This window comes from Bradyrhizobium barranii subsp. apii, from assembly GCF_011516635.5.
Taxonomy (GTDB): Bacteria; Pseudomonadota; Alphaproteobacteria; order Rhizobiales; family Xanthobacteraceae; genus Bradyrhizobium; species Bradyrhizobium barranii.
The window spans coordinates 6,386,425-6,409,073 of the sequence record NZ_CP096255.1; the positions used below are offsets into that span (position 1 = coordinate 6,386,425).

19 protein-coding genes and 1 pseudogene are annotated in these 22,649 nt (G+C 64.0%); 6 read left to right on the forward strand and 14 right to left on the reverse strand.

What is annotated here, in order from left to right:
- Window positions 1–15: 15 nt before the first annotated feature.
- From HAP41_RS30530 to HAP41_RS30560, 7 genes and pseudogenes are all read right to left on the reverse strand, one after another.
- A complete protein-coding gene (locus HAP41_RS30530; RefSeq protein WP_166093449.1) occupies window positions 16–1,560 on the reverse strand; it encodes an AMP-binding protein in 1,545 nt (514 codons plus the stop codon).
- A complete protein-coding gene (locus HAP41_RS30535) occupies window positions 1,553–2,071 on the reverse strand; it encodes a (2Fe-2S)-binding protein (protein WP_166093438.1) in 519 nt (172 codons plus the stop codon). The genes HAP41_RS30530 and HAP41_RS30535 overlap by 8 nt, the downstream gene beginning before the upstream one ends.
- Window positions 2,068–2,883 carry an FAD binding domain-containing protein gene (locus HAP41_RS30540; RefSeq protein ID WP_166093421.1) on the reverse strand — a complete coding sequence of 272 codons (816 nt, stop codon included), beginning with the start codon at window positions 2,881–2,883 and terminating at the stop codon, window positions 2,068–2,070. The genes HAP41_RS30535 and HAP41_RS30540 overlap by 4 nt, the downstream gene beginning before the upstream one ends.
- Complete coding sequence (locus HAP41_RS30545; RefSeq protein WP_166093414.1) at window positions 2,880–5,882, reverse strand: xanthine dehydrogenase family protein molybdopterin-binding subunit; 3,003 nt, start codon at window positions 5,880–5,882, stop codon at window positions 2,880–2,882. The genes HAP41_RS30540 and HAP41_RS30545 overlap by 4 nt, the downstream gene beginning before the upstream one ends.
- Window positions 5,883–6,025: 143 nt before the next feature.
- Entirely contained in the window at window positions 6,026–6,865 is an 840-nt protein-coding gene (locus HAP41_RS30550) for a helix-turn-helix transcriptional regulator (protein ID WP_166093386.1), read from the reverse strand.
- Between the two features lie 127 nt (window positions 6,866–6,992).
- A complete protein-coding gene (locus HAP41_RS30555) occupies window positions 6,993–8,414 on the reverse strand; it encodes a UbiD family decarboxylase (protein WP_166105689.1) in 1,422 nt (473 codons plus the stop codon).
- Window positions 8,415–8,439: 25 nt separating this feature from the next.
- Window positions 8,440–9,053: pseudogene (locus HAP41_RS30560) on the reverse strand (UbiX family flavin prenyltransferase).
- A gap of 173 nt (window positions 9,054–9,226) precedes the next feature.
- On the opposite strand from HAP41_RS30560, the gene HAP41_RS30565 reads away from it, so the two are divergent.
- Both HAP41_RS30565 and HAP41_RS30570 read left to right on the forward strand, forming a co-directional pair.
- Window positions 9,227–10,198, forward strand: coding sequence for a LysR family transcriptional regulator (locus HAP41_RS30565; protein WP_166105688.1), 972 nt, complete (start codon window positions 9,227–9,229; stop codon window positions 10,196–10,198).
- Window positions 10,199–10,410: 212 nt separating this feature from the next.
- Window positions 10,411–11,451: a Bug family tripartite tricarboxylate transporter substrate binding protein gene (locus HAP41_RS30570; RefSeq protein ID WP_166093381.1), complete on the forward strand. Its 1,041-nt coding sequence runs from the start codon at window positions 10,411–10,413 to the stop codon at window positions 11,449–11,451.
- Between the two features lie 75 nt (window positions 11,452–11,526).
- Here the strand turns inward: HAP41_RS30570 and HAP41_RS30575 are convergent, their stop codons facing one another.
- The 3 genes from HAP41_RS30575 to HAP41_RS30585 form a co-directional block, all read right to left on the reverse strand.
- Window positions 11,527–12,363: a bifunctional allantoicase/(S)-ureidoglycine aminohydrolase gene (locus HAP41_RS30575; protein WP_166093371.1), complete on the reverse strand. Its 837-nt coding sequence runs from the start codon at window positions 12,361–12,363 to the stop codon at window positions 11,527–11,529.
- A gap of 62 nt (window positions 12,364–12,425) precedes the next feature.
- Window positions 12,426–12,935, reverse strand: coding sequence for an ureidoglycolate lyase (locus tag HAP41_RS30580; protein WP_166093360.1), 510 nt, complete (start codon window positions 12,933–12,935; stop codon window positions 12,426–12,428).
- A gap of 27 nt (window positions 12,936–12,962) precedes the next feature.
- Window positions 12,963–14,294 (reverse strand): C4-dicarboxylate transporter DctA, encoded by a 1,332-nt coding sequence (locus HAP41_RS30585; RefSeq protein WP_166093355.1) that lies wholly within the window; start codon window positions 14,292–14,294, stop codon window positions 12,963–12,965.
- A 224-nt stretch (window positions 14,295–14,518) separates the two neighbouring features.
- Here HAP41_RS30585 and HAP41_RS30590 point away from each other — a divergent pair, with 224 nt between their 5' ends.
- Window positions 14,519–15,424: a LysR substrate-binding domain-containing protein gene (locus HAP41_RS30590; RefSeq protein ID WP_166093342.1), complete on the forward strand. Its 906-nt coding sequence runs from the start codon at window positions 14,519–14,521 to the stop codon at window positions 15,422–15,424.
- A gap of 119 nt (window positions 15,425–15,543) precedes the next feature.
- Here the strand turns inward: HAP41_RS30590 and HAP41_RS30595 are convergent, their stop codons facing one another.
- Complete coding sequence (locus tag HAP41_RS30595; protein ID WP_175618054.1) at window positions 15,544–16,425, reverse strand: LysR substrate-binding domain-containing protein; 882 nt, start codon at window positions 16,423–16,425, stop codon at window positions 15,544–15,546.
- A 181-nt stretch (window positions 16,426–16,606) separates the two neighbouring features.
- On the opposite strand from HAP41_RS30595, the gene HAP41_RS30600 reads away from it, so the two are divergent.
- A complete protein-coding gene (locus HAP41_RS30600; protein ID WP_166093333.1) occupies window positions 16,607–16,975 on the forward strand; it encodes a nuclear transport factor 2 family protein in 369 nt (122 codons plus the stop codon).
- A 258-nt stretch (window positions 16,976–17,233) separates the two neighbouring features.
- Window positions 17,234–17,836 carry an MBL fold metallo-hydrolase gene (locus HAP41_RS30605; protein WP_166093329.1) on the forward strand — a complete coding sequence of 201 codons (603 nt, stop codon included), beginning with the start codon at window positions 17,234–17,236 and terminating at the stop codon, window positions 17,834–17,836.
- A 50-nt stretch (window positions 17,837–17,886) separates the two neighbouring features.
- Here HAP41_RS30605 and HAP41_RS30610 read toward each other — a convergent pair whose 3' ends face one another.
- Genes HAP41_RS30610 through HAP41_RS30620 form a run of 3 tightly spaced genes read right to left on the reverse strand, consistent with a single transcriptional unit; the run spans window position 17,887 to window position 21,849 of the window.
- On the reverse strand, window positions 17,887–18,318 hold the full coding sequence (locus HAP41_RS30610; protein ID WP_166093324.1) for a RidA family protein: 432 nt from the start codon (window positions 18,316–18,318) through the stop codon (window positions 17,887–17,889).
- Window positions 18,319–18,335: 17 nt separating this feature from the next.
- Window positions 18,336–19,514 (reverse strand): acyl-CoA dehydrogenase family protein, encoded by a 1,179-nt coding sequence (locus HAP41_RS30615; RefSeq protein WP_166093321.1) that lies wholly within the window; start codon window positions 19,512–19,514, stop codon window positions 18,336–18,338.
- A gap of 16 nt (window positions 19,515–19,530) precedes the next feature.
- The gene (locus HAP41_RS30620; RefSeq protein ID WP_166093317.1) at window positions 19,531–21,849 is read right to left on the reverse strand and encodes a bifunctional salicylyl-CoA 5-hydroxylase/oxidoreductase; all 2,319 of its coding nucleotides are present in this window, start codon (window positions 21,847–21,849) and stop codon (window positions 19,531–19,533) included.
- Between the two features lie 290 nt (window positions 21,850–22,139).
- Between HAP41_RS30620 and HAP41_RS30625 the strand changes: the two genes are divergently transcribed.
- Complete coding sequence (locus HAP41_RS30625; protein WP_071915253.1) at window positions 22,140–22,643, forward strand: MarR family winged helix-turn-helix transcriptional regulator; 504 nt, start codon at window positions 22,140–22,142, stop codon at window positions 22,641–22,643.
- Window positions 22,644–22,649: the final 6 nt, after the last annotated feature.

Sequence of the window (22,649 nt, forward strand, 5' to 3'; positions counted from 1 at the left end):
GTTGATGAGTGATGATCAGGCGGCGTCTGATGGCGGCAGGCGCTCGGCTTCGTATTCACCGGCGACGAGCAGTCGCCGCAGCAGTTTGCCGACCGGCGATTTGGGAATGGCGTCGACGAAGACGTAGCGCCGAGGCCCCTTGAAATTGGCAAGGCCCGTGGTCCGGCAGAACTGCTCCAGCTCGACGTCCGACACAGGGCGATTGCGCTTGACGAAGGCGGCGACGACCTTGCCCCATTTCTCGTCGGCAACGCCGACCACTGCGACCTCGTCGACCGCGGGATGCAGCGACAGGCAGCTCTCGATCTCGACCGGCGAGACGTTCTCGCCGCCGGTGATGATCATGTCGTCGACGCGCCCGGTGACGAACAGGTCGCCGTCGGGATCGACGAAGCCGGTATCGCCCGTAAAATACCAGCCCTCGCGCAGCGACTTGGCGTCGGCTTCAGGACGGCGCCAGTAGCCCTCGAAGGCCTCGTCGCCGGCGAGCGTCGCGATGATCTCGCCCTCCTCGCCGACCGCAGCAAGCTCCGCGACCGACTTCGCGCCGATGCGCACGACCTTGACGTGCTGGTTCAGCCCGGCCTTGCCGGCCGAGCCGGGCTTTGCCGCGGCATCCTGGTCGATCGTAAAGGTGTAGATCTCGGAGCTGCCGTAGTGATTGACGAACAACTCTGGCTTGAACGCCTCGTTCAGCTTCTTGAGAAGGCCGTCGGTCATCGAGGCGCCGGCAAAACCGAGCTTGCGGACGCTGGAGACGTCGGTTTTGGAGAAGGCCTCGTGATGAACGAGGTCGTGATAGAGCGTCGGCACCAGATAGAGGTTGGTGATCTCCTCCTGCTCGATCAGCGCCAGCGCCTGGCGGCTGTCATAGCGCGGCAGGCAGATGAAGGTGCCGCCGATCAGCGACATCGCCAGCAGCGAGCGGACACCCATGGTGTGGTAGAGCGGCATCACGCCGAGCGTGCGCTCGCCGCGGCCGTAGAGATTTTGCGCGACATGAGCGATCGCGGCAGCACGTTCGGCCCGATGCCGCCGCGGCACGCCTTTCGGCCGCGAGGTCGTACCCGACGTGTAGAGCATGATCGACCACGCATCGGTGCCGACGCGCGGCTCGGCGTCCGGCGCGCTGTCCTTGATCAGATCGGCAAAGCTGGTGGCCTCCCCCGTCCCGGGATCGACGGAAACACGCAGCAGCTTGCCTGCCAACCCCGAGCCCTGCACCGCCTCGGCAGAGATATCCTGATAGACGATCGCGCAGGCTTCGGCGTTCTCGATGCAGTAATCGAGCTCGTCGGCCTTGGCGCGCCAGTTGACCGGCGTAATCACGAGCCCTGCGAACTGGCAGGCCCAGTGCAGCGTCGCCGCTTCCCAGCGGTTTTGCAGCAGCGTGACGACGTGATCGCCGGGCTTGAGGCCAAGGCGGTCGAACGATGCCACGAGCGCAGAGATCTTGCCGTACCATTGCCGGTAGGTCAGGCGCAGATCACCGTCGACCAACGCAATCGCATGGGGATCGCGCGCGGCGCTGGCGATGAAGCTGCTGGCGAGATCAAGCATCGGACGTCTCTTTTTTGGATGAAGCGAGTTCGGCGGCGGCTTCGAGCGCCGCCTGGATGATCGGTGTGTAGCCGGTGCAGCGGCAGATATGTCCGCTAAGGAGGTCGCGGATCTCGGCCTCGGTCGGCGCCGGGTTCCTGGCGAGATAGTGGTCGAGCGACATCAAAATGCCGGCGGTGCAGAAGCCGCATTGGAGCGCGTGGTTGCGGCGGAACGCCTGCTGCAGCACTCCGAGCCGGTCCGCCGACGGTGCGAGGCCTTCGACGGTCCTGAGCTCGCAACCATCGACCTGCGCAGCGAGCGTCAGGCACGACCGCGTCAGCATGCCGTCGACGACAACAGTGCAGGCGCCGCAGACGCCGTGCTCGCAGCCGACATGGGTGCCGGTCGCTCCCAGCTGGTGGCGCAGGAAATCGGAGAGCAGCATGCGCGGCTCCGCCTCGCCCTCGACCGGCTTGCCGTTGAGCGAGAAACGGACGGCATGGCGCTGATCTGCCTTGAGACGGGTCATTGCAGCACCTCGCCGATCAGATCGCGACCGATCATGCGCACGAGGTCGCGCCGGTAGCGCGCGGTTGCGTGGACGTCGTCGCGGGCACCAAGTTCGTAGGCAAAGGCATTGAGGGCATCGTCGAGCGCGCTGCCCTCCAGCCGCGGCCAGTCGCGCACGGTCGGAACGTCGGCGACGCCGCCAACGGCGATACGCACGCCCGTCGGTGTCTTCATCGCCGCGGAGGCGACAATGGCGAAATCGCCATGGCGTCGCGCGACCTCGCGGAAGGCGAAGCGCGATCCCTTGACGGCGGGCAGCGAGATTCCTTCGATCAGTTCGTCATCGGCGCGAGCGGTCAGCATCATGCCGGCGAAGAAGTCCTTGGCGGCAACGCGCCGCCGCCGCTTGGCGCTGCGCAGCAACACCTCGCCGCCGAGCGCAACCAGCGTCAGCGGCATCTCGGCGCTGGGATCGGCGTGCGCGAGCGAGCCGCAGATGGTGCCTCGGCTGCGGGTCTGCACGTGCCCGACCCAAGGCAGCGCCAGCGCGACCAGCGGCAGCGCCTCGGCAAGGTCAGGCCATGCCAGGAGGTCGGCCTGGCGCACGCCGGCGCCGATGACGACGGCATCCGTCTTCCGCTCGATCCGGCGGAGCTCCTTCAGACGCATGATGTCGATCAGCAGCTTCGGCTTGGCGAGACGCATGTTGAGCATCGCCATCAGCGACTGCCCGCCGGCGAGCACGCGGGCATCGCCACCTTGCTGCGCGAGGCCTTCGAGGACCTCGCCGACGGTTTCGGCGCGGAGATAGTCGAATGCGGGCGGCTTCATCGGCGCCCCCCGAACAGGCTCGCCACCTTTGCCAGCAGCGCGAACAGCGAGAAGCCGCCACCCTCCGCACCACCACCGCCAGCCTTGCGGGCCAGTGCGGTGAAGAACTGGCCGATGATGACGCGCGTGGCGCCGTCGAGCAGGCGACCGCCGATGCTCGCGACCTTGCCGCCGATCGCGGCGTCGTAGCTGTAGGTCAGCTTTGTGCCGCCATTGCCGTCGGGCGCGAGCGTGATCCGCCCCTCGGCGTTGCCGAAGCCGAGCGCGCCGGTCGCACCGCCACGCAGTGTGACCGCGCGTGGCGGATCGAGATCGAACAGCTCGACATCCGCGCGATAACGCCCGCTGACCGGGCCGATGCCGAGCGTGACGTCGGCGCGGAAATGCGTGTCGGTGATCTTGTCGACGCGCTGGCAGCCGGGAATGACGGATTGCAGCGTGGCGGGATCGAGCAGCATCGCCCAGACCTGCTCGGGCGGCCCCTTTACCGAGGCCTGTCCCTCACCGCGCAACCGCCGGTCGCCCTCGCGCACAGGCGCAGCAGGCGCGCCGCCAGCGGGAGGCGGCGGTTCGGCACCGCGCACCAGCTCTGCAAGCCGCGCCGGCACCAGCGGCAAGGTGATATCGGCAATGCCGAGCGCGTCCGCGACTGCATTGGCGAGGCAGACGGGTGTGGACATGCAATTGCCCTCACCGACGCCTTTTGCGCCGAGCGGCGTGAACGGCGACGGTGTCTCCATGTGGATGATCTGCGGCTCCGGCACCTCGGTGGTGGTCGGCAGCAGATAGTCGGCGAGCGTTCCCGTCAGGAAACTGCCGTCCTCGGCGTAGGCATATTCCTCAAAGAGCGCGGCGCCGAGCGCCTGGGTAAAGCCGCCGCGGATCTGGCCGTTGACCATGGCGGGATGCAGGATGGTGCCGCAGTCGTGCATGGTGACGTAGCGATCGATTCGCGTCTCCAGCGTCGTCGGATCGATCTCGACGCCGCAGAAATCGAAGATGAAGCCGTGGCAGAGCGAAGAGTTGATGCGGTCCTCGTCGTCGGGCGGCGTCAGCTCCGGCGGCGTCCAGAACACGGTCTCGCGGATGGTCTGGCCGGCGTCGTCCGGCAGCGAGCCCGGCGACCAGTGGCTGAGGGCTGCCACGCGCGAGAACGCGATCCGGTTTTCCGGATTGTGCCTGGAGGCAACGAAGCCTTTCGCAAACACGATGTCGGCGGCTTCGACGTTCAACTGGCTTGCGGCGATGCGGGCGAGCCTGCCGGCGACGCGTTCCGCGGCGATCTTCGCCGTGCCGGCCACGGCTGCTGCGAAGCGGCTGGCGTAATTGCCCGAAGCGATCGACCATGCGTCCTTGGCCGTGTCGATCTCGGTGTTGACCCGGATATCCCTAGGCTGGAGGCCGAAGACGTCGGCGACGACCTGCGACAGCACCGTGCGATGGCCCTGCCCCTGCGGCACGGAGGCGACGTGAACCGTGACGCTGCCGACCGGATCGAGGCCGACGGTTGCGGTTGCCTGCGCGCCGTTCTTGGGACCTGCCTTGCGGCGCTCGGCCGCCGTCAGCACGGTGGTGATGTAGCCCATGTTGGAGACGCTGGGCTCGACCACCGCGGTGAAGCCGATCCCGTAGAGCCGCCCCTGTGCTCGCGCCTCGTCCCGCTTCGCCTTGAGCTCAGCGAGCCTGCCCTGTTCGACTGCGAGCGCGACGGCGTCCTGGTAGTTGCCGGAGTCGAGCAAGGCACCGGTCGCCGTGCGATAGGGAAACGCGCCGGCGTCGATCAGATTGCGCTTGATGACATCGAGCGGATCGAGGCCGAGGCCGATCGCGATCCGCTGCACCAGGCGCTCCAGTGCGAAATAGACCTGCGGGCCGCCAAAGCCGCGGTTGAGACCGGTCGGTGTCTTGTTGGTGACGACGACGCGGTTGCGGATCCTGACATGGCGGATGTCGTAGGCGCCGGTCAGATTGCCGTGCATGCGGTAGAGCGTGGCAGGCTCAGGCGCGCGCAGATGCGCGCCGCAATCCTCGACCTGGTCCCAGTCCAGCGCGAGGATCTTTCCGTTCGCTGCAACCGCCGCCGACAGGGTGGTCGCGCGGTTGGTCGCCGATACCGACGCGGTAAGATGCTCGAGCCGGTCCTCGATCCACTTCACCGGCCGTCCCGTGACGCGCGCGGCCGCCGCGATCAGCACGATGTAAGGAAACACCCCCTGCTTGACGCCAAAGCTGCCGCCGGAATCCGGCGGCGTACGCAGCCGCAACCGGTTGCCCGGCACTTTCAACGCGCGCGCAATCACGGTGTGGATGCTGAACGGGCCCTGGAAATTGGCGAGCACCTCATAGGCATCCTCGCCGGCATCGTGCGATGCGACGACGCCATAGGTCTCGATCGGCGTGCAGGAATTGCGGGGATAGCGGATGTCGATGGAGAAGCGATGCGGCGCATCCGCAAAGGCCTTTTCAGGATCGCCGTAACGGAAATGGCGGTCGCTGGCGAGATTGCCGGGAAAGCCATCGTGGAGCACGGGCGCGCCCGGTGCGAGCGTCCCAAGCGGATCGACGACAGCGGCACGCGGCCGATATTCGACGTTGATCAGCTCGGCCGCATCCTCGGCGCGCGCACGGTCAGTTGCGACGACCAAAGCGACCGGTTCGCCGACATAGCGCACGCGGTCCATCGCGATCGGCCAACACTCCACCGGCGCCTTCACGCCAACGACGAGGCTCGTCGTGACGGCCTTGACGTCGCTGCCGGTCAGAACGGCTGCAACCCCCGGCAGACGCTTCGCGGCTTCAACGTCGATCGAAAGAATATCGGCATGCGCATGCGGCGAGCGCAGGATCGTCGCGTGTAGCGTGCCGGGCTGGACACCGAGATCGTCGATGAAGCGGCCGCGGCCAGAGAGCAGCGCGGCGTCTTCGACGCGCTCGATCGAACGCCCGACCCACGGGTCATCGCCACTTCCCGGATTTGCGGATTTGACCGCCTGCAACATGTCCCGGCATACCTCCCGACGCGTTCTTTGACGCGACGATGACGTTTGTCAGGACTGGGCGTGCGGGAGCCATACCGCCCGCTCTCACGACTTACCAAATCGTCTCATTCGAGAGCGTGCAGCGCAATATCAGCCCGCAAGACTCACCCCGCGAGACGCGAGACATTGCGAAACTCGCGCGGGCTGACGCCGGCATGATCCCGGAAGAAACGCGTGAAATGCGCCGGCTCCGGAAAGCCAAAGCGCTCGCTGAGCTCGCCGAGCGGTGTGTCCTCGCGCATGACAGCATCGAGCGCGCGCTCCATCCGGACGACATTGAGATACAGCTTTGGCGAGACGCCGAGCGAGGTCTCGAACAGGCGGAAGAACTGCGCGCGCGAGAGGCCTGCGCCCTTCACGAACTGATCGACGTTGGCATAGGAATCGTGCACGCGCATCGCGTCCATCGCGCGGCGGATGCGCCAATCGCAGCTCACCGCGCTCATGCCGCGGATCGAGGTCGGGAAGCTGCGCCAGGGCGTGAATCGCTCAATCACCGCGATCATGAGATCCGAGAGCGTCTGCTCGTGGGTCCGCACCCCATCCGGATTCGCCATCATTTCGGCCGCCAGATGCAGCGTGAGCTGACGGATGCGCGGCGACACCTCGCCCGACGGCCGCTCGAAAAAGCCCGGCGCACCGCTGGCCGCCCAGCCGGGACGGAACTCCTTCAGCCATTCCGGCTCGATATAGAGCGCCATGATCAGCGTGCGCGGACGGTTGGCGTCGTGCACATAGGCATGCGGCTTCCAGCCGTCGACGAGCACGGCGGCGGTGTCCGTCAGCGGCGTGACCTGGTCGCCCACAAGAAACTGCGTGTCGGAGCCCTCGACCTTGAGCAGGACGTGGCAGTGATGATGAGCGTGGCGGACCAGCGAACGGTCCATGTCGAGCAGAGCGACCCTGCCGAAAGCGCCATGAGCGATGCGCAGGGCCGTCGACATCAGTTTCTTCCTCCCGGCAGCGTTGCGCTGCAAAATGATTGCTTCATCGGCGCGGCACTATAAGCAGCCCCCGCTTCATATTCCAACGGCGCAAACCGACGCAAGTTGCTTCCGAGCGGTAATCCGCTCATGCACGCGTCTCCGAAAGAAGCCGCGCGACCGCAGCGCCGGGGTCGGCCTGCAAGGCAGTGGCGAGATCGACCTCCTCCTCGCCCTTGACGCGAATGCGCTTGAAAGCGAGCTCGGGCGCGTTGACCGGCGCGGTCGCATCGAGACCCATCTTGGCGCTGATGCCGTTGTCGGTGGTCGGATCGAGCTTCGAGCCGAGCGCGCCGGCGACGACCATGAGGTCGCGGTCGGCCTGGAAGCGCGTCGCCACCGCCCATTCGATTTCCTCGGACGAGGAGATGTCGACGTCCTTGTCCACCACGACCACCTGCTTGATGTCGTAATGGGCGCCGAAGGCGCACATCATGATGTTCTTGGGTTCGCCGTCGTTCGCCTTGTCGATCTTGATCGCGAGGTGGTAGCGGCAGGTGCCGCCGCGCGTCAGGCGGACATCGATTACGCCAGGAAAACTGCGCCGCAGATGCTGGAGCAGCGTCGCCTCGCGCGGCACGCCGCCGAGGATCAGGTGCTCAAAACCGCCGCCCACAATGGTATGGAAGATCGGTTTCGCACGATGCGTGATCGCATCGACCTCGATCACCTCGCGATTGGCGCGCGGACCATAATATTGGGGGAATTCGCCGAACGGACCTTCCGGCTCACGCACGCCCTGAAGAATGCGTCCCTCGATGACGATCTCCGCGTGGGCGGGGACGCGGACTGAATTGGTGCGACACTTCACGACGTCGACGGGCGCGCCGAGCAGCGCGCCGGCAATCGCCATCTCGTCCTCATCGAGCGCCGCGATCGCCTGCGAGGCCAGCATCAAGGCCGGATGCGCACCGATGACGATCGCGATCTCCAGCGCCTGGCCCAGCTCTTCCGCGAGGCGGTAGTAGGAGAAGGTGTGCCGCGGCAGCAGCAGCACGCCGATGCGGTTCCTGCCAGAGATCTGGCAGCGGTGGATCGAGACGTTCTGTGCACCGGTCTTCGGGTTGCGCGCGATCAGCAGGCCGGCCGTGATGTAGGGGCCGCTGTCGCGCTCATTGTGCTTGGGCACCGGGAGTTGGCGCAGCAGATCGACGTCCTCGTGGACGACGTCCTGCACCGGTCCGCTCGCGACCTCATGCGTCGGCAGCGGATGGTTTGCCTCAGCCAGGAACCGTGGCAGCAACTGGTCCTCGGTCACGCCGATGGAATCGGCGACCCAGTCGCGTCCGGCGAAGAGATTGGCGACGACGGGAATTTCATGCCCATCGGGGCGCGGGAAGAGCACCGCGCTGTCACGCTCCAACCGCTTGGCGACGGCGGCGAGCTCGTCAGCGAGCCCAATGCCCTCGCGGGCGATCGCGAGCTTGCCGCGCTCGGCGAGAAACGCGAGCCAGGCGCGCAGATCGGCGGGCGCGTTCGCGCCTCTCCTCGCAACATTTTCCATTCGCATACGGGTCATTCCTCAGGTCTTCAGGTCAGGGCGCGATCTTGCGCAGCGGCGGCGAGCGGCGCTTGAGCGCCTCGTCCTCGCCCCAGCGGCGCACAACGCCGATATCGATGTCGAACAGGTCGAGCACACGGCCGACGGTGTGCTCGACCATGTCGTCGAGGTTCTCGGGTTTTGCGTAGAAGGCCGGCACGGGCGGGGCGATGATCGCGCCCATCTCCGACAGGGCCGTCATCGTCCTGAGATGCCCGGTGTGCAGCGGCGTCTCGCGCACCATCAGCACCAGTCGCCGGCGCTCCTTGAGCACGACGTCGGCAGCGCGGGTCAAAAGCGTCGTGGTCACGCCGGAGGCGATCTCGGACATCGAGCGCATCGAGCACGGCGCCACGATCATGCCGGCGGTGCGGAACGAGCCGCTGGAGATCGCCGAGGCCATGTCGTCGATCGCATGGCAGACATTGGCGAGCTCCCTCACCTCCGCGATCTTGTCTCGTAGGCAAAGGTCAGCTCAGCGGTCTTCGACATCACCAGATGCGTCTCGACGCCGGCATTGCGCAGGAGCTGCAGCAGGCGCACGCCATAGGTGACGCCGGAGGCGCCGGAAATGCCGATGATCATCCGTTTAGGTGTTGCATCCTGCATATGTCTGATTTCGCTCCCAGACGGCGCGGCCCTCGAGGCCTCGCGGTCCGCCACGAGACTAGGCAATCCCGCCCATCACTACAAATAATGGTTGATTATATCATCCATCATCTGTGATGATGACCGCGAGCGAGACCGGCGAACGAAGGACAGGCCCCGTGGAACTCAGGCAGATGCAATATTTCCTGTGCCTGGCGGAGGAAAAGAACGTCACCCGCGCCGCGCGCCAGCTCAACATCGTGCAGCCGGCGCTGAGCATGCAGATCGCCAAGCTCGAGGCCGAACTCGGCCAAAAACTGTTCGACCGCAGCGTCCAGGGCATGACTCTGACCAGCGCCGGCGAGGCGCTGGTGCGGCTGACCGCGCCGATCGTGCGTGACGCCGAGTACGCGCGGCAGGAGATGGCGCAGCTCGGCGGGCGCATTTCGGGGCGGGTCTCGGTCGGCCTCATCACGTCGGTGGCGCAGAGCACTATGGCCAGTTCGTCGGCGACGGTCGCCAGTCGTTATCCCGAGATCACGCTGTCCGCCTGCGAGGGCTATACCGAGACGCTCGTGGACTGGGTCAACACCGGCCAGCTCGATTTCGCGCTGATCAACGTGCCGCGCCGGAAGACGCTGCTGTCCGCGCATCACATCATGGACGAGGAGATGGTGTTCGCCTGCCGCAAGGACAGCCCGGTCAGGCCACCGGCAAAGCTGCGCTTCGACCACGTCGCGAATTTCGACCTCGTGCTGCCGTCCAAGCGCCACGGCCTGCGGCTGATCCTGGATGAGCACGCCGCCGCCGTTGGCATCGACCTGCGGCCGCGGCTAGAGCTCGACACCCTCCCCGCGCTCTGCGACGTGATCGCGACCACCGATTTTGCCACAGTGCTGCCAACCATCGCGCTCCGGCAATCGCTTGCGAGCGGCGCCATCCGGGCGCATCGCTTCGACCAGCAACGGATCGTGCGCTCGATTGCCTGGGTGCATCACCCGCGGCGAGCGGTGTCGGTCGCGGCCAAGGCGGTGCTCGACGTCATCAGCCACGATCTTGCGCAAGCGGCCGCCGTGGCGAGAGAGTTTGTGGAGCCTTTCATTGGCAGCACGACCTCATCGCCCCGCAAGGCGCGCAGCAAGACGCGGCGGAAAGCGATCTCTTGAGTGCAGAATTCCTGCTCGGACAAGATGTCGCGCCCACTGCAAAATGAGACGGGTTGGTAAGTTTTGAGACGTGCGGGCATGACGGTCGTAGCGGCCTGCTAACTACGGTCCAGGCGCAGAAAAATGCGACCTGGCGCTCATCCCCGACGACTCCCGTCCCGGACGCTCCCTGGGCTCGCAGAACAAGACACAGTCGGGAGATTCAGTCCGAGATGGCACGGTTCGGTCGCAGCAAGATCACAGATGGCGCTCATCAGCAGAACGAGGGATTTCGTCCTGACCGGAGGTCGCTGCTCTCGCTCGGTGGTGGCGCCCTGCTCGCAGCAACGGGAATGCGGCATGCAAACGCGCAAGACTATCCGACCCGCCCGGTCCAGGTGCTTGTGCCCTTCGCCGGCGGCAGCGCCAGCGACGTCATCACCCGCATCCTGCTCAACCGCATGTCCATGTCACTCGGGCAGGCCTTCGTGGTCGACAATCGTCCCGGCGCCGGCGGCAATATCGGCACCGCGGCTGCGGCGCATGCCGCACCCGACGGCTACACGCTGCTTATGAGCACCTCCGGCCCGCTGGCCGCGAACAAGTCGCTGTACAAGGAGCTGCCCTACGATCCGCAGAAGGATCTCGTCCCGATCGGCCTGTTCGCGACGTTACCGAATGTCATCGTGATCAATTCGAGGCTGCCACCGAAATCGCTGAACGAGCTGATCGACTATGCCAAGGCGCATCCGCGGGAGCTGAACTACGGAACGGTCGGCGTCGGCTCGTCGCAGCATCTGGCGGCCGCCTATTTCGAGCAGCTCACGGGCACCGAGATCACGCACGTTCCCTATCGCAATATCGCCGCCTACACGCCGGACTTCATCGCGGGCCAGGTCCCGCTTGGCTTCCAGCTCTTGCCGAACGTCATCAGCCTGATCAAGAGCGGCGATGCACGCCCGCTCGCGGTGGCCAGCGACAAGCGCATGACCGCGCTGCCGGATGTGCCGACCGCGGCGGAGGCAGGCCTCAAGAATTACGAGAGCGCCGCTTGGCTTGCTTTGCTCGCGCCCGCGAGCACAGGCAAGGCCGTGCTCGACAGGCTCTATGCAGCAATGGCGGAAGCCGTGAACGATCCGAAGGTGCGCGCCCTCTTCGTCGAGCAAGGCGCCGAGCCCATGGTGATGGACCCACAAGGCCTGAAGGATTTCATGACATCGGAAACGACGAAATGGGCCGCGGTCATCAAGAAGATCGGCATCGAGCCGATGTAACCCCGAGCTTTTGTGCAATTCTCAGCATCGTCCGGATGATCCGTCCGCGATAGCTCGCCAAAAAGCGCCTCCAACTTACGCTGCCGTGAAGGGCCGCAGATCCATGTGCCGGTTGACATCCTTATAGAGGAGATAACGGAACCGACCTGGGCCCCCGGCGTAGCACGCCTGCGGACAGAACGCCCGCAGCCACATAAAATCTCCTGCCTCGACCTCGACCCAGTCCTGGTTGAGCCGGTAGACGGCCTTGCCCTCCAAAACGTAAAGACCGTGCTCCATGACATGGGTCTCTGTGAAGGGAATAGATGCGCCCGGCTCGAACGTGACAATATTGATGTGCATGTCATATCGGATATCGGCCGGATCGATGAAGCGTGTGGTCCTCCATCTCCCATCCGTATCTGGCATTAGCGTCGATGCGACCGAGTCCTCGTTGGTCACGATGACGTCGGGGTGAGCAAGCCCCGGTACGCCCTGATACAGCTTGCGGATCCAATGAAAATGAGCTGGGCTCGAGCTGCGATTGCGAATGCTCCAGCCGCGGCCGGGCGGAAGATAGGCAAAGCCCCCGGGCCGCAGCTCCCGCTCCTTGTCCGCCACCTCGAGGCTCAATTTGCCACCCGCGACGAACAGCGCGCCTTCGGCATCCTTGTCCGGCTCCGGCAACTCGCTTCCCCCACCCGGTGCCACCTCCATGAGATAATGGGAAAATGTCTCGGCGAATCCGGAGAGCGGTCGCGCCAGCACCCAGACACGCGTGTTATCCCAATGCGGCAGATGGCTGACGACGATGTCGCGCTGCACACCGCCGGGTATGACCGCATATGCGTTCGTGAAGACCGCCCGGCCGCTCAAGAGCTCCGTCTGGGCCGGATGGCCGCCCTGCGGCACGTGATAGGTTTGCGATCGCATGGTCGTGGCCTCCGATAGGTTTCCCGTGTGGTATGTCATTGCGCGGCTCTGCTTGCCGCGCGTCATTTTCCGAGAATGCTGTCCGGCGCAAGATCGAGCTGCATCATCTCTTCCAGCCAATATTCCTCAAGATTGTCGCCCCCGCCCTTCCGGTCGACGACGAAGAACGGACTGGAGTCTTCCAGAACAAGCAGTGGGTGGTGCCAGCAGTTGCGGGCATAGTTCACGCCCTGGTGTCCCGTTGCAGCGAAGGCCCGATAGGTCGAGGCGATATGCGGATCCGTGCAGACGACGATCAGCCAGTCCTTGCGGTTCAAGGGCATGAACAATTGACTTCCAAGCGGATGGCGCTCCATCAGCCGGATCGCGATCGGCGCAGGCCGGGTGGAGGCGACAAACCAACTGATGTTGATCTGTCCGCCTTCCGCGGTGACGTCGATCGTGGCGAGATCGTTGAAGCGCCGGGCATAGCCTTCGTTGATCAGCAGGGGCGCCAACCCATCCGTATCGACGACATCGCCAAACGGCGCAAATGCCTTCCTCGTTAGAGGCTCAATCGAAAGCGTCAGCATCGCCATATTCCAACCAACACTCGCGCTTTACGCCGTCTGTGCACTCGGGACGGGCTCATCTCCGCCGACGGCATCGACCAGCCCCTCACTTGAGGGATCAATCTCGCCATTCAGGATGCGATGCGCCTTTGCCCTGTCGATGTCGCCTTCCCAGGACGCGACGACGACGGTGGCAACGCAGTTTCCGACATAATTGCCGAGGGCGCGGGCAATGCCGATGAACCAGTCGACCGACAGGATGAGCACAAGGCCGATCGCCGGAATAGCCGGGATAGCGGCAAGCGTCGCGGCGAGCACGACGATGGCCGAGCCCGGAACGCCGTGCGCGCCCTTCGACGTGAGCAACGCGATGCCAAGGATGGCCAGGAGATCGCCTGTCGCAAGCGGCGTGTTGGTCGCCTGTGCAATGAAGACTGCGGCCAAAGTCAAGTAGATGGAGAACGCGTCCAGATTGAACGAGTATCCGGTCGGTATAACGAGACCAACCGTCGACCGCTTGATGCCGAGCTGCTCGAGCTTTCGCATGGTTTGCGGCAGAACGCTGTCGCCTGCGGCGGTGCCGAGAACGATCATCAACTCTTCGCGCAAGTAGGCGAGCAATTTGAACAGGCTGAAGCCGGACAGTCGCATGATTGCGCCGAGCACCACGATCACAAACAGCACCACGGCCAGATAGAACAGGCCGACGAGCCCACCGAGTTGCTTGAGCGAACCAACACCGTACTTCCCGACCGTGAAGGCGATGGCACCGAAGACGCCGATCGGCGCGAGCCGGACGACGAAATTCATCATCTTGAAGATGATCTCGTTCACGCGCTCGATGAACTCGACGACCGGCTTCGCTCGCTCGCCGCACAAGGACACGGCGCAGCCGAACATGATCGAGACGATCGGCACCTGCAGGACGTCGCCGGAGCTGAAGGCCCCCACAATCGTCGAGGGGATGAGCTTCATCAGGAATTCGGAGACGCCGCCTCCCGCGACCTGAGCCGCGGTCTGGCTGAACCCGCTAAGGGCCTTGGCGTCGAGCGTCTTCGGGTCGATGTTCATTCCTGCGCCCGGCTCGAAATAGTAGGCAAGCCCAATGCCGAACACCAGTGCGACGGTGGTGACGATCTCGAAATACAGGAGAGAGCGGATGCCGACCCTTCCAACCTTCGACAGGTCTCCCGCCGCGGCGATACCGTGCACGACGACGCAGAACACGATCACAGGCACCAGCATCTTGATCAGCTTGATGAAGCCGTCGCCGAGCGGCTTCATCTGAAGGGCGAGGTCGGGATTAGCCATGCCGAGGGCGATGCCCAGCATGAGCGCAATGACGACCTGGAAGAAGAGTGACTTGAAGATCTTGGGCACGGCTTTTCCTCGCTTGGCTGGTCTTCGACTGACGCGGCTTGGTGGGCCTTCAGGCCTCCGCCTATCTTGTTGTTTGATGGTGACGTGTCGTCGTACGCACAATGGAGCGCGCTTGCCGTGATCGCGGACCGCGCCCGGCTCGCAGAGGGCTCCGTCGGGCATTCGTTGACCATCGCGGATCTCAAGTCCAATATATAGAACGACACGATTGATAGGTTTTCCAAATGGATCTCCGCCAGCTCCGATATTTCATCGCCGTCGCCGAAGAACGCAGTTTCACCCTCGCCGCTCGGCGACTGAACCTCTCCCAACCACCGCTGAGCCAGCACATCCAGACGCTGGAGGCCGAGCTCAAGACGCAGCTTCTCCACAGGACCAGCCGCAGGGTCGAACTGACTAAGGCCGGCGAAGCCCTGCTGGGTCGAGGTCGCGCCATTCTCCAGCAGATCAAGCTCGCGGAAGACGAAGTTCAGTCGATCGGCGCTGGCCTTATCGGCACGCTTGACGTTGGTGCGACCGGCTCCATCCTGCGCGGTCGGCTGGCGGAACTGCTTGCCGCCTACCGAAAGGTTGCTCCGTCGGTGAAAACCACGGTGCATGAGCAGGCGCCTGCATTGCAGATCGCAGCACTCCTCAACCGCACGACCAACATTTGTCTCATTCGCAGCGTTCCGACCGAACACGGCCTGACCAGCAAGCTTGCCTGGCGCGAAGAGGTGGTCCTCGCACTGCCGCACGCGCACCCGTTGGCCGGGCGCAAGCGGGTTGCGCTTGGCGAACTAGCATCGGAGGATCACATCGTCCTCGACCCCAATAGCTCCGAGTTCGCACGCTACATCCAGAAATGCTGCGTCGATGCCGGCTTTTTGCCGCGGGTATCCCAGCAGGTCGTCGACGCCCAGTCGATTCCGAGCCTGATCGTGGCGGGCTTCGGCGTGGCGCTGGTGCCCCAGTCCATTGCGCGCTTCACGACAGCCGACATTGTATTCCGGCCCATCAGACCCTCGCCACCCTCGGCCGATGTGTTTCTGGTGTTCCGAGAGGATGAGACGTCGATGGTCGTGCGCAATTTCATCAAATTGGCCGTTCGGTACCTAAGCCACCGCAAAAGCCCGAGGCAAGCCTCCTGAAAGAGCACGACGGTCGTTGACGCCAGCTCGCTTGCCCGCATTGACGTCAGGCTTCCCTTCGTCGACGCCGCGCATGCCGGCATCTACGCCACTATACAGTTCGTCGCGTCGAATTATGGTTAAGAGGCTCGCAGTGCGTTCGTTAGTGCAGACAGCGCAGCCGGCTGATGCTGACGACTGGGGTAATACATGAAGAACCCGGGAATTGGCGGCGTCCAATCCTCCAGCACACGGATAAGGCGACGTTTCGCAACATGCTCCGCGACCTGCTCTTCGAATGCGAGTCCCAGGCCGGCGCCAGCGAGTGCGGCCTGAATCACCAGGTGGGTATCATCGATGATGAGCGGGCCATTGACGCCGACCGTGACCGCCTTCCGTCCTTTCTCGAATTCCCACCTGTATGGACCGCCCGGAAGACGCAGGCTTATGCATCGATGGTCATTTAGATCCTTGGGTTTCCGTGGAATGCTTCGTGATGAAAAATAGCCGGGCGATCCGACCACCGCCAATCTCAACTCCTGGGTGACCCGCACCGCGATCATGTCTTTCTGAATGTACTCGCCAAGTTGAATGCCGGCGTCGAATTCACCCGCAACGAGGTCGACGGGGCCAGTGACGGTAACAACGTCAAGAACGATGTCGGGGTAAGCTTCCGCGAATGCCGTGAGCCGCGGCAACAATACCATCACGGCAGCCGACCGGGACCGGACAATCCGAAGGCGCCCTGCAGGTCGGTGCCGAACGTTTCGGGCTTCGTTGATGGCACGAGCAATCTGCTCGAGTGCCGGAGACAATTCCTTCAAGAGAGCTGCCCCTGCGGCGGTTGGTGCGACGCTCTTGGTCGTTCGAGCAAGAAGCTGCAGCTCGAGCCGTTGCTCAAGTCCCCGGATCGTGTGGCTCAGGGCAGACTGAGACACACCAATCTTTGCCGCAGCCCGCGTAAAGCTCCGTTCTCTGGCGACGATTGCAAACGTAGCGAGTTCGTTCAGCTCGTTTCTCATGATTTATGAATCTTCCTCATAACCCCATGTCGTTCAACATGCCTATCCTCATAAGCTACTTTGTCCTAGCTTCGGTCAGCAAGGAAGACTTGAGGCAACCTTGTGCAGGTTTCGGCCGGAGACGAAACTTTCCAGCCACGCGCAGTTTCTTCCCGTTCCAAAAGTTATGGATAACAGGCCTATGGATACCGATGCTCGTGCCTTGCGCTCCCTGGCGCAGACCTATTTCGACAGTGCCCATGAAATGGATGCCGACAAATTCGCGTCTATATTCCATCCCTCGAGTTCCGTGACCAAGGTCGGCGACGACGGCAACGTGAGCGTGACGCCAATTGCGACGTGGCTGGCAGCTGTCCGTAATTTGAAAGCTCCGAAGCAACAGGGCCTGGAGTGCCAAGATCAGATCCTCTCGATTGACGTTGAGGGAGAGCTCGCGCTTCTGAAGCTGAAATTGCAAATTCCGCCGCGGTACTTCACCGACATGTTGTCGTGCTTGAAGGTCGACGGAACGTGGAAGATCGCTCAAAAAGTGATGACTTCGAAGCTCTGACGGCTTCTTTGTCGTTTTGAGAGAGTGAATCAAACGCTTGTCAGGTTGTCCGTGAAAGCTCTGTCACAAAGCGCCAACACCTTGGGCTGCGCTTCGGGATCATGGAGGATCTGGTCACTCTCTGATGGGTATGTCGACCTGCCCGCCGAATCCCTCAAATATCCAAGCAACAAAGTAGGCAGACAGACCGATCCGCTTCAGCGGGACGCTCCGCTGGTTCGATTATCGGTCAACTGCTTCCTATTCGATCGCTCTGGCATGGATCGCGTTTTGATCGATTGTGGAGCCGGCGGGAGTTGGGACCCGTCCATGGGACATCTCGCGGAGGCGATTGCGGAGGCAGGCATCGACACGTCATCGATCACGATGATCGCCCTCACCCATGCTCATGGCGACCACATCAATGGTCTCCTGATGCCTGACGGTCGACGAGCGTTTGATGGCCTGAGGAAGATCGTGATTGGGGAAAACGCCGTCGGGGAGTTTCTTGCCGAGCCCGTGCTGGAGCAGTTTCGTTCGCTCCTTGCCCCCATCAACGGTGGAGATCGGCTGGCCGATCATTTACTGGCGGTGGATATACCTGGGCACGCTCGGGGCCATATGGGTTATCTCCTCAACACTGACGAGGACGATGTCTTGTTCTGCGGCGACCTCATCCACGTTCCCGCCGCACAGTTTTCCTGTCCCGAGCTTACCTGGGCCTATGATGATGACCAAGCCGTAGCGAGGGCAACCCGGATCAGGTTGCTCCAGGACGCAGCCAATGCGCAGACGTGGCTCGCCGGCGCTCATTTAGGTCGACCAGGCATCGGCAGAGTGGTCGAAGAAGGGCAAGGATATGCGTTCGTTCCGGTCGCGTAGCGGCCCATGAGCCCGCGCGATCGGCGGCAGCGCCTTCGCGCACGCCCTCGTCAGTGCGGGACGACGGCAGTCGCTTCGATCTCGACGCGCGCCGATGGCTCGACGAGGCGCACCACCTGCACGAGCGCCATGCTGGGGTAATGGGTGCCGACCACCTCGCGATAGGCCTTGCCGAGCGCCTTCAGATTCGTGGTGTATTCATCCATGTCGACGACATACCAGGTCAGGCGCACGAGATGGTCCGGCCGGGCGCCGCCTTCCGCCAGGATCGCAACGATGTTTTCGAGCGTCTGCCGAACCTGCGCGACAAACCCGTCGGCGAATCGACCCGCGATATCCCAGCCGACGACACCACCCGTCACAACGAGACGCCCTTCGGCCATGATGCCGTTCGCGTACCCCTTCGGCTGCGGCCAGCCACCGGGCTGAAGCACTTGCAGACCGCTCGTCGCGGGGCCTTCTGACTTTCTCATCGTACTCATGCGGGGTCTCAATCCTCTTAGCGCGGCTTTAGGAGATCGCGCGCGACAATCAGTTTCTGGACCTCGGTCGCGCCCTCGTAGATGCGCAGCGCGCGGATTTCGCGGTAGAGGCTTTCGACGATCTCACCCTTGCGCACGCCGCGGCCGCCGAACATCTGGACGGCGCGGTCGATGACGCGCTGCGCGGTCTCGGTTGCCGTCAGCTTCGCCATTGCAGCTTCGCGCGTCGTCGGAAGCTTCTGGACGTCGCGACGCCAGGCCGCGCGGTAGGTCAGCAGCGCGGCAGCGTCAGTCTCCGTCGCCATGTCGCCGAGCGCAGCCTGGGTCAGCTGGAGATCCCCCAGCGTCGCACCGAACATGTGCCGGTTGCGCGCATGCGACAGCGCTTCGTCCAGTGCACGACGGGCAAAGCCGAGGGCTGCGGCGGCGACAGACGCGCGGAAGATATCGAGCGTCTGCATCGCGAGCTTGAACCCGCCGCCCGGCGCGCCGAGGCGACGGCTCGCCGGAATCCGGCAATTGGTGAAGCGCAGCGTCGCCAGCGGATGCGGCGCGATGACGTCGATGCGGTCGGCGATGCCGAAGCCGGGATCATCCGGGAAGACGACAAAGGCCGAGATGCCGCGGGCGCCCGGCGCCTCGCCCGTTCGCGCAAACAGCGTGTAGACGTCGGCAATACCGCCGTTGGAGATCCAGGTCTTCTCACCGTCGATGACGTAGTCGTCGCCGTCGGCGCGCGCGGTGCAAGACATCGCCGCGACGTCCGATCCGGCCTCCTTCTCGGACAGCGCGAAGGCCGCAAGCCATTCGCCGGCGCGAACCTTCGGCAGCACGGCCTTGCGCAGGTCGGCCGAACCGCCGAGTGCGATTGCGCCGGAGCCGAGCCCCTGCATCGCGAAGGCGAAATCGGCGAGGCCATCGGCATAGGCGAGCGACTCCCGCGACAGGCAGATCGAGCGGGAATCGATCGTCGACGCATCGCCGTCGGGCGCCGCGACGGCGCAATCGAGCACCCCCGCCTCGCCCATCGCGCGCACGAGCTTGCGGCAGGCGCCATCGACATCATTGTGATCGATTGTGTCGAGAGCCCCCGACTGCACGAAGCGGTCGAGCGCCTCGCCGACCGCATGATGGCGCGGCTCGAAAAACGGCCAATCGAGCCATTCGCGCCGGATCACTTTCGCCGTGGAGCTCATCTGATCCCTCCTCCGCTCATTGCGCGCTAGCAGCCGCCGCGCGCGCCAGATTGGTTTCGTATTGTCCCTTCGCGGACAGATACTGCTTCGGCCACTCGACCTTGGTGATGCCGATGCGCGCGGCTTCGTGCAGCGTCCAGGCCGGGTCGGCAAGATGCGGCCGCGCGATGGCGCAGAGATCCGCGCGGCCGGCCGCGAGAATCGAATTGGCGTGATCGGCCTCGGAGATCGCACCGACTGCGATGGTCTCAATGCCGACCTCGTTGCGGATCAGGTCGGCGAACGGCGTCTGGAACAGGCGTCCATAGATCGGCCGCTCGTCCTTCCAGACCTGCCCCGACGAACAATCGATCAGGTCCGCCCCCACCTCCTTGAACATCGCAGCGAAGACCGCCGCATCGGCCGGAATGTTGCCGCCGTCGGTCCAGTCATGGCAGGACAGGCGCACCGACATCGGCCGGCCGGACGGCCACACCGCGCGCATCGCCTCGAACACCTCCAGTGGAAAGCGCGCGCGGTTTTCATGGCCGCCGCCGTATTCGTCCGTACGCCGGTTGGTCAATGGCGAGAGGAAGCTCGACAGCAGATAACCGTGCGCGCAATGGAGCTCGAGCCATTCGACGCCGGCGGCAGCGGCACGACGTGTTGCCGCGACAAAATCGTCGCGCACGCGTTCCATGTCGCCGCGGTCCATCGCCCGCGGCAACTGCCTGTGGGGCAGATACGGCAGGGCCGAGGCCGAGATCAGCGGCCAGTCTCCGGATTCAAGGGGTTGATCGATCCCTTCCCAGGGCACCCTGGTCGCACCCTTGCGGCCGGCGTGGCCGAGCTGAATCCCCACCTTGGCATGCCCGACGCCATGGACGAGCTCGACCAAGCGGCGCCACTGCGCCGCTTGCGCATCGTTCCAGAGCCCAAGGCAGCCCGGCGTGATCCGCGCATCCGGCGAGACGCAGGTCATCTCGGCGAAGATCAGCCCGGCGCCACCCATGGCGCGCGCGCCGAGATGGGCGACGTGGAAGTCGTTGATGAGCCCGTCCTGCGCCGAATACATCGCCATCGGCGAGACCATGATCCGGTTCGCAAGCATCAATCCCCGCACACGGTGCGGTGTCAGCATCGGCGGCGGCACCCGCTCGCCATCCTTGACCGCAATGCCCGACCGCGCGGCGAACCAGCGCTCAAAACCTTCCAGCCAGGTGCGATCACGCAGGCGAAGGTTTTCGTGGCTGATGCGCTGCGAGCGCGTCAGCATCGAATAGAAGAACTGCGGCGGCTCGAGCGTATCGGCATAGCGGTGGCCGACCACCTCGAACCATTCCATGGCGTTGCGCGCCGCATTCTGGATGCGCGCCACGTCGACGCGGCGCACCTCCTCGTACGCGTCCAGCACGGTTTCGATGCCGGCGCGACCGTGACCATGGCGATCGAACTGGTTGGCAAGCTCGATGGCGTCGTCGAGCGCGAGCTTGGTGCCCGAGCCGATCGCGAAATGCGCGGTATGCGCGGCGTCCCCCATCAGCACGACATGAGACTTGCCGTTGAACACACTCCATTTGCCGCAGATCAGGCGGCTGAAATTGAGCCAGGCCGAGCCGCGCAGATGGCGCGCATTGGTCAGGAGCTTCGCGCCATCGAGCGTCTCGGCGAAGATTTTTTCGCAGAACTCGATCGAGGCCTGCTGATCGAGCTCGCCAAGCCCGTGGGCGTTGTAGGCTTCTTCCGTGGTCTCGACAATGAAGGTCGAGGTCTCCGCATCAAACTTGTAGATGTGCGCCTGGAACCAGCCGTGCTCGGTCTTCTGAAAATCAAATGTAAAGGCGTCGAACGCCTTCTTGGTGCCGAGCCAGATGAAGCGGTTGGGCCGGATCACCATGTCGGGCTGGAACTGCTCGGCATAGCGAGCGCGGATCCTGGAATTGACGCCATCACAGGCGACGATCAGGTCGGCGTCGGGGTATTCGAGATCGGATTCGACCTCGCGCTCGAAGACGAGCTCGACACCCAGCGCTTCACAGCGCCGCTGAAGAATATTGAGCAGATGCTTGCGCCCGATACCGATGAAGCCATGGCCCGTCGTGCGCTGGCGCGTCCCCTTGAAGACGAGCTCGATGTCGTCCCAGTGATTGAAGGCGTCCTCGATCTCGGCCGCGCTCTCGGGGTCGGCAAGGCGCATCGCGGACATCATGGCGTCCGAGAACACGACGCCCCAGCCGAACGTGTCGTAGGGCTTGTTGCGCTCGACGACCGTGATGACATGCTCCGGGTGCCGGCGCTTCATCAGCAGGCCCAGATAGAGACCGGCCGGGCCGCCGCCGATACAGACTATGCGCATGATCCCTCGCTTTCGCGCGTCGCGCCGTGTGCCGAGCTTTCACCCAAATTATTTTAAGCATAAAATATTTCCTCGGCGCTCATCTTGTCAAGGCGGTTCTGCAAAGACCCGGCCCACGGGCTGGTCTCCGCGGCATCGATCTGGAGATTCAGTGTAAATTGGACACACGGCAGCGCCGATTCCGAGCCGCTCGGGCGCAGCCTTGAATTTACTTTTGGCACGAACTATCTTGCCAATGACCACGACAGCTGCGCCGGCTTTCGTCAGGCCACCAAGCCCAGGAGATTCGATTGGCACTCGCGAAGGAGTCCACGCCTGTTTCAAAGAATGGGGCGGATCAGGACGCCGAGTACAGGGCTCAAACGCGGGTCTGGCTCCGGTTGCTCGCCTGCACGACCCTGATCGAGGGCGAGTTGCGGCGCCGGTTTCGCGAAGAGTTCGATTTCACGATGCCCCGCTTCGACGTTCTGGCCCAGCTCGACCGCGAACCGAGCGGGCTTGTGCTGGGAGAGTTGCCGAAGCGCCTGATGGTCTCGGCCGGGAACCTCACGCCGATCGTGGACCGCCTGGTCGAGGACGGATACATCACGCGCACGCCTTCGAACCTCGACCGCCGCGTACAGATTGTCTGCATGACGGTCGAAGGCCGCAAGACCTTCAGGCGAATGGCCAAGAGCCACGGCGCGTGGCTTGCCGAGCTGCTGGCGGATTTCCCGGCGGACCGGTTCGACGGATTGATCGGCGAGCTCGACGACCTCAAGGCTGCCGTCAGGGACGCCCTGCAAAAACCCTGAGCGGAC